Genomic DNA, 7995 nt, shown 5'->3' with positions numbered 1-7995 from the left:
GTTGATGACCTTGCTGTCATCGAAAACGGTAGCGGTCGTATCGGCGATATTGACGGACACGCCTTTGGCATCGCCGGTCAGGCTGAGGGTCAAGTCCACACCCGCCTGGGCGCCCGTGCCTGGACCATTGAGGTCAACGACAGGATCCGTGGTGTCAGTGACCGGCGTTGTGCCAGGTGCAACTACGTTGATGGCGGTAGTGGCCATCCCGGTCTTGCCCCCGTCATCCGTGACCACCACTTCGACCGAACGTACACCCGCGGTGTCGGAGGTCGTACTGAAAGTGATGGCTTTGATGATCGCTTGATACTCGGCGTCAGTGCCGTTGCCGACGAGAACGATGTGAGTGTCGGTAGTGCCTGGGCCGAAGGTAATAGCCGTACCGCTCAGATCAACGGCGCTCATGTCGAACGTGTCGCCTGGAAAACCACCTTTGAGGTCAATGGTCGCGCCAGTCAGTGCGTGTTTGTCATCAGATACCGTTGCGCCGGCGTCAGCGATGTTCACGGACACGCCTTTGGTGTCGGCAGTCAGGCCGAGGGCAAAGTCGACACCGCTGGCTGCACCGTTGAGATCGACAATAGGCGCCGTGCTGTCGGCAGGCGGCGTCACCACCGGCATATCGTTATCCAGAATCGAAGTCGTCACGCTGCCCGCGCTGGGGCTGACAGCCAGGTCTTCGAAGTTGCCACCGCTGGCCGACACGATCTTCACGGTCACATCACGCGTACCGTCGATCACATTGTTGTCGGTGGTCGCGAGGGTGAAGGTGGTGCCGTTGGCGTTGGCCGGGATGGTTACGGTCTTGACCGCGGTGAAGTCGGTGCCATCGGTGGCGGTGCCGCTGTAGCTCAGGGTCACGGTCACCGGGGCGTGGGTCGGGTTGGTCAGCGCCAGGCTGTAGACCGCGTTGCCGCCTTCGGTGACGGAGCCTGGGCCGGAAATGCTCAACGTCGTGGTGTCACGCACATCGGAAACCGTGGTGGTGGCCGGGGTGCTGCTGAACGTCAGGTTCTCGAAGTTGCCGCCGCTGACGCCGGTGATCTTGCCGCTGATGTCGGCATGGCCCACATACACATCATTGGTGGCGACCGCGGTAGTGCTGCCGCTGGTCTGGCCGACGCCGATGGTGATGGTTTTGCCGTTGTCCAGCGTCACGCTGACCGGGGAGCCGGTCACCGCGTTGGACACCGTGGCGGTGTAGGTGATGGTGCCGTTTTCGGCGACGGTGCTACTGGCTGCCAGGGTCACGCGCGTGGTGTCGATGGAGTCGACGATGGTAGTCGAGGCCGCTTTGCCGTCGATTGCCAGCTGCTCGAAGTTACCGCCCGATGCATTGCTGATCGTGGCTGTGACGGTGGAGGTGTTTTTGTAGACGTCATTCGCCGGGGCATTGACGTTGATCGAGCCGCTGGATTCGCCCGCCGCGATGCTGATGACTGCGCCGTTGGACAAGGTCACCGAGACTGCCGTTTGCGCAGCATTGGTCAGGGTGGCGGTGTAGGTGATCTGGCCGCCTTCGGTTGCCGTTGTGTCACTGGACAGGCTGACCGTCGTGGTGTCGACGGTGTCGGTGACCTGGGTAGTGGCCGGTTGCGGGTCGGTGGTGACCGCGATGCCGTCGCCGCCAGAGGTGCCGGTGATGGTGGTGCTGATCTGGCTTGGGTTGATGTACACATCGTTGCCGTCGGCCAGGGGCACATTGACGGAGCCGCTCAGTTGACCGGCTTCGATGGTGATGATCTGGCCATTGGACAGGGTCACGCTCAGTGCCGACTGGGCAGCGACGGTCAGGGTCGCGGTGTAGACCAGTACGCCGCCCGCTTCGGTGATCGACGAGGTGCCGGTCAGGCTCAGCGTGGACGGAGTGCGAGTGTTGAGCGCGTCGTCAGCGGCGTTCTGTAGTATGCCGGTGGCGGCGGTGGTGCCGATCGGCGCCGTCGGGTAGCCGATGGTCGGGTCAACCACACCCGCGGTTTCGGTCAGCATCACAACGCTGTGGCCACCGCCTGCATCGCCGCCCGCGCCGGGAGCCGTGTCGCCCGCTGCGGTAGGTTCCAGATCCTGGGTCGGGTCGGCGCCTGCAGCGATGGCCTGCTGCAACTCGGCCACCGACGGCGCTGCCTGTGCGGTCGCTTCAGCCAGGTCGGTGGTGGACGTCGGCGCATCGGCGCTCCACTGGGTATCGCGGCCGATATCCAGATGGCGGCCGTCGGCCAGCTCCAGGGTCACGGCGCCTTCCGGCCCGGTCAGAATCTGCTCACCCGCCAGCAGGCGGTCACCCTCGATCAGTACGCGGCGAATGCCTTCCGGAGAAACTGCGACTACTTGGCCAACAATGCTTTTGACGATGGCAACAACACTGCTCATGGGGTGACTCTCCGGATCTACGTCGGTGGCTCCCCTGCGCGCCGGCCTCTGGGCGGGCGGCGTCGAAGAGCCGGAATATTGAGAATTTATTGCAATAAATAATTAACTAGTTGATTTAGTTAATGTTAAATATTTGACGCCAAATACCGATCTGCAGCAGGTCGGCTTTTGAATTAACTTTTCGCCAAAGTATTGACCTATTGGGCGCCATCCTAAACAATCGCACCCGTAATGTCACATTGATATTCGATGAGATCGCTTATTTCTGCTGTGTGATCCCAAACGCCCTCAGAACACTCCGACAACGATCACTTCAATGGCCATTTCTACGATGCGGCGGCGGTGTTCTGCTGCGTTTTTGAAACAAGTACGTTCTCGGGAAGTAACCAGAATGCGTGTGCAATTTTTCACTGCTGTACCTTTCATCCTTTCAGTAGGCTTTGTGCAGGCACAAACCTTGCCACAAGCCATGCAGCAGGCCATGGACGTGCATCCCGAGGTGCAGGCAGGCGTCAACGCCCGTATTGCGCAGGACTACAACGTTCGCGCGGCCAAGGGCGGCTACCTGCCGCGCGTCGACGTTTTGGCGGGTTACGGCCGGGCCGGTTCGGACACCCCCAGCACCCGCGCCATCGGCGGCAACAATGACTGGCAGACGCTGAACCGCGGCGAGTCCAGCGTGCGTCTTCGCCAGATGCTTTTTGACGGCTTTTCCACAAGTAACGAAGTTGGCCGTCAACAAGCCACCGCCAATTCTCGGGCGTACTCTTTGTTGAATACTTCCGAGCGCACTGCGTTGACAGTTGCGCAAGTTTATATTGACGTTATGACCCAACGCGAAATGGTTCGCCTGGCCGAAGAAAACCTGAAGAGCCACGAGCGCATTTACGATCAGATCAAGTTGCGCACCAGCCGTGGTGTCGGACGAATGGCTGATATGGATCAGGCCGATGCTCGTTTGGCACAGGCACGTAACAACTTGATTACAGAACAAACTAATCTGGCCGACGCGCAGACCAATTTCTTGAGCGCCGTTGGTCAGTTGCCCGACCAGTTGGAAAAGCCAGCGCCGTTTGCCCTGATGCCCGCCGATCTGGAAGAAGCCCGCCGTCAGATGCTCGACAACAGCCCGGTGCTGCGCTCGGCCGAGTCGGACATCGCCGCCGCCGAAAAGCAGTATCAGGCGGCCAAATCCACCTTTTACCCGCGTTTCGATGCCGAGCTGGGCCGCAACGCCGACAACAACGTCGGTGGTGACGAAGGCCATAACAATGGCTGGGAAGCGATGGTGCGCATGCAGTTCAACCTGTATGCCGGTGGCAGCAACAAGGCCGACCTGAGTTCCAAGTCGTATCAAGCCTCGCAGGCGCTGGACATCCGCAACAACGCACTGCGTCAGTTGAACGAAGAGCTGGGCCTGGCCTGGAACGCCGCCAATAACGCCGCCGCACAGGTGCCGATCGCTCAGCAATACGTAGACCGCGCGACCAGCGTCCGTACGTCGTACCAGCAGCAGTTCAGCCTCGGAGAGCGTACCCTGCTCGACCTGCTGGACAGCGAGAACGAGCTGTTCACCGCGCAACAGCGCCTGGTCCAGCTGCAGAGCCTGAAGACCTACACCCAATACCGCATTCAAGCGGACATCGGCACCTTGCTGAAAAGTCAGGGTGTCGTGGCGCCGCTGGCATCGGTTGTGCAAAACGATATCAAACCGACGGTCAAACTGCCGGGCATGAACTGATTCTTGACGGAGTCGGCTTCTTTCAACTGCTATAGAGAGTGTCAGCGTGGATTTGGAATTACCTTCGGCTCAACTGGGTCATGATCCGCGCAGCCAGCATGATGATCCGTTGCTGGACGGTCTGCTGACACTCTGCGCCTTGCATCACAAGCCGGCGAGCCGGGCGATGCTGAGCACCGGCTTGCCGTTGCCGGATCAGCGCCTGAGCCCGGACCTGCTGCCTCGCGCGGCGGCCCGCGCCGGTTTGCAGGGCCGGTTGCTGGTGCGCAAGCTGGAACAGATTCCCGCCATTGCCCTGCCGGCCATGTTGCTGCTCAAGGAGGGGCGCTGTGCGGTGCTGCTGGGTTGGGACGGTGACGTCGCCCGCCTGCTGATCAGCGAAAGCGACGGCGGTGAGGTGCATGTCGAGCGCGAGGCGCTGGTTCAGGATTTCAGCGGCAAGGTGTTCTTCGCCCAGCCGCAGCATAAATTTGACGCAACCAAAGGCTCGCTCATCCCCCGGGCGCGCTCCTGGTTCAAGGACACCCTCAAGTTGTCGCGCTGGCTGTATGCCGACGCCATCGCCGCCAGCTTCGTGATCAACCTGATTGCCCTGGCCGCGCCGTTGTTCGTCATGAACGTCTATGACCGTGTGGTCCCGAACCAGGCCACCGCGACGTTGTGGGTGCTGGCCACCGGTATCTGCGGCGCGTATCTGTTCGATCTGTTGCTCAAGGGCCTGCGCAGCCTGTGCCTGGACCTGGCCGGCAAGAAAACCGACCTGATCATCTCTGCCACGCTGTTCGAACGCATCGTTGGCATGGCGATGAAGTTTCGCCCTGCGCGGGTGGGCAGCTTCGCCCAGAACATTCACGAGTTTCAGGGCATGCGCGACTTTCTGACGTCGCTGACCCTGACCAGCCTGATCGACCTGCCATTTACCCTGATCATCCTGCTGGTGATCGCGCTGCTCGGTGGCCATCTGGTGTGGATCCCGATCGTGGCGTTCCCGCTGGCCCTGGGCATCGGGCACCTGCTGCAAAAGCCGTTGACCGCCACCCTTGAGCGCACCATGGCCCTGGGCGCGGAGCGTCAGTCGAGCCTGATCGAAACCCTGGCCGGGCTGGATGCGGTCAAGGTCAACAACGCCGAGAGCGAGCGTCAGTATCACTGGGAGCAGACCATCGGCACCCTCAGCCGTCTGGAACTGCGGGTGAAGATCCTCTCCGGTCTGGCGATGAATATCACCCTGCTGATCCAGCAATTGGCGGGTGTGGCGATGATCTGCTTCGGCGTTTACATGATCATCGACGGCAACCTGAGCATGGGCGGTCTGGTCGCCTGCTACATGCTCAGCGGTCGCGCCCTTGGCCCGCTCGCCGCGCTCTCGGGTCTGTTGACGCGTTATCAGCAGGCCAAAGTGACGATGGTCTCGGTTGATCAGATGATGGATCTGCCGCAGGAGCGCAACTTCGACGAGCGTCCGCTCAGCCGTCAGGTGCTGCAGGGCGCGATGGAATTTCGCAACATCGATTTCACCTACCCCAACCAGCAGAATCTGGCGCTGAAAAACATCAATCTGGTGGTTCGTCCGGGGGAGAAGATCGGCATCATCGGCCGCAGTGGCTCGGGCAAAAGCTCGCTGGCCAAGCTGCTGGTCGGTCTCTATCAGCCGGACGAGGGCTCGCTGCTGGTCGACGGCGTGGACATTCGCCAGATCGATGTCAGCGAGCTGCGCCACAACGTGGGCTATGTCGCCCAGGATATCCAGCTGCTGGCCGGCACCCTGCGTGACAACCTGGTCTGCGGTGCGCGCTACGTCGATGACGAGATGGTGCTGCAGGCTGCCGAACTGGCGGGGGTGCATGAATTTGCCCGTCTGCATCCGCAAGGTTACGAGCTGCAAGTGGGGGAGCGCGGGCAGAACCTGTCTGGCGGCCAGCGGCAGAACGTGGCCCTGGCGCGTGCGTTGCTGCTCGACCCGCCGATTCTGCTGCTGGACGAACCGACCAGCGCCATGGACAACACCGGTGAGGAGCGCTTGAAGCAGCGCCTGCAAGCCGTTATCGAGAAAAAGACCGTGATTCTTGTGACCCACCGAGCCTCGCTGCTCAGTCTGGTTGATCGTCTGTTGGTTATCGACCGTGGCCAGATCCTTGCCGACGGGCCGAAAGCCGCCGTGATGGAAGCGTTGAAGAAGGGGCAGATCAGTGTTGCTTAAATCGGGTCCACATTCGGGCGGCGGTCTGTTCGGCTATTTCAAGGGTGCTCCGTCGCTTGAAGGGCAACCCATGCCCGAGGTGCAGAAGGCACTGGTCGACGATGCGCCGCGCATCGTCAGGCTGACGATCTGGGCGGTCATTCTGTTTTTCACCTTCCTGGTGCTGTGGGCCAACTTTGCCGTCATCGACGAAGTGACCAAAGGTGAGGGCAAGGCCATTCCTTCGAGCAAGATCCAGAAGATCCAGAACCTGGAGGGCGGCATCGTCGCGCAGATCTACGCCCATGACGGGCAGATCGTCGAAGCCGGTGCGCCGTTGATTCGTCTGGACGACACCCGCTTCGCATCCAACGTCGGGGAAACCGAAGCCGACCGCGTCTCCATGGAACTGCGCGTCGAACGTTTGAGCGCCGAAGTCGATGATCGTCCGCTGAACATCAGCCCCGAAGCGCGCAAGTCGGCCGCAAGCCAGGCCGCCAACGAAGAGTCGCTGTACAAGAGTCGTCGTCAGCAACTGGCCGATGAGGTGGGTGGTCTTCAGCAGCAGCTGATCCAGCGCCAGCAGGAGTTGCGCGAATTCGCCTCCAAGCAGGAGCAATACCGCAACAGCCTGAGCCTGCTGCGCCAGGAAATCGGCATGTCCGAGCCGCTGGTTGCCCAGGGGGCGGTATCGCCGGTGGATATCCTGCGTCTGAAGCGCTCCGAGGTGGAGACCCGCGGGCAGATGGATGGCACGACCCTGGCCATTCCTCGGGCCCAGGCGGCCATCGCCGAGGTCCAGCGCAAGATCGACGAGACCCGCGGCAAGTTTCGCAGCGATGCCCTGACGCAATTGAATGAAGCGCGCACCAATCTTTCCAAGGCCCAGTCCACCGCCAAAGGTCTGGAAGATCGGGTCAACCGCACCATGGTCACTTCGCCGGTGCGCGGCATCGTCAAGCAGATGCTGGTCAACACCGTCGGTGGGGTGATTCAGCCAGGCAGCGACATTGCCGAAGTCGTGCCGCTGGACGACACCCTCTTGGTCGAAGCGCGTATCCGTCCGCAGGACATCGCCTTCCTGCATCCGGGTCAGGAAGCAATGATCAAGTTCACCGCCTATGACTACACCATTTATGGTGGCCTCAAGGGCAAGCTGGAGCAGATCGGCGCCGACACCATTCAGGATGAAGAGAAGAAGAACACTTTCTACGTGATCAAGCTACGCACTGACCGCAGCCACCTGGGTACCGATGAGCACCCGCTGCTGATCATTCCCGGCATGGTCGCCTCGGTGGACATCATCACTGGCAAGAAGAGCGTCCTCAGCTACTTGCTCAAGCCGGTGCTGAAGGCTCGCGCCGAAGCCTTGCACGAGCGTTGATCCTCACTTGATTCGGCAGCGCGGCAGCAATGTCGTGCTGCCAATCGGCTTCTGCCCGGAGGGCGTGGGACTTCGCCGGGGTAGCGCTCCACCTTGCCAGCGATCTGACGCAAAGCGGCAGCAAACACTGCCAGCGCGGTGTGTCTAATCTGTCGGGACCGTCTGATTTTACTGCCGGTGCCCGTCAGCTCGCGGGGCAAGCCCGCTCCTACGGGACGTAGCCCAGAATCAAAAGCACGGCATTACCCCGCCAAATCCATCCCTCAAACCAATACCCGGCATGCTCCCGTCATGGCTTTCAATCCTTCTCAAGGATAGTAG

4 protein-coding genes are annotated in these 7995 nt (G+C 61.1%); 3 read left to right on the top strand and 1 reads right to left on the bottom strand.

Annotated features, from left to right (window positions below):
- A partial coding sequence (locus tag ACI2KS_RS28560; RefSeq protein ID WP_404624385.1) for a retention module-containing protein occupies nucleotides 1–2370 on the bottom strand: 2370 nt, incomplete at its 3' end.
- A gap of 391 nt (nucleotides 2371–2761) precedes the next feature.
- Between ACI2KS_RS28560 and ACI2KS_RS28555 the strand changes: the two genes are divergently transcribed.
- From ACI2KS_RS28555 to ACI2KS_RS28545, 3 genes are read left to right on the top strand one after another with little or no spacing between them, the layout of a single operon-like run.
- Nucleotides 2762–4111 (top strand): TolC family outer membrane protein, encoded by a 1350-nt coding sequence (locus ACI2KS_RS28555; RefSeq protein WP_404624384.1) that lies wholly within the window; start codon nucleotides 2762–2764, stop codon nucleotides 4109–4111.
- Nucleotides 4112–4157: 46 nt separating this feature from the next.
- Complete coding sequence (locus tag ACI2KS_RS28550; RefSeq protein WP_404624383.1) at nucleotides 4158–6311, top strand: type I secretion system permease/ATPase; 2154 nt, start codon at nucleotides 4158–4160, stop codon at nucleotides 6309–6311.
- Nucleotides 6301–7674 (top strand): HlyD family type I secretion periplasmic adaptor subunit, encoded by a 1374-nt coding sequence (locus tag ACI2KS_RS28545; protein WP_404624382.1) that lies wholly within the window; start codon nucleotides 6301–6303, stop codon nucleotides 7672–7674. Before ACI2KS_RS28550 ends, ACI2KS_RS28545 begins: the two co-directional genes overlap by 11 nt.
- Nucleotides 7675–7995 lie beyond the last annotated feature (321 nt).

Origin of the sequence: Pseudomonas sp. NPDC087358, from assembly GCF_044900785.1 — a bacterium.
GTDB lineage: Bacteria > Pseudomonadota > Gammaproteobacteria > Pseudomonadales > Pseudomonadaceae > Aquipseudomonas.
Note: the sequence above shows the minus strand (reverse complement) of the source record. Positions and strands in the feature narration are given on the sequence as shown.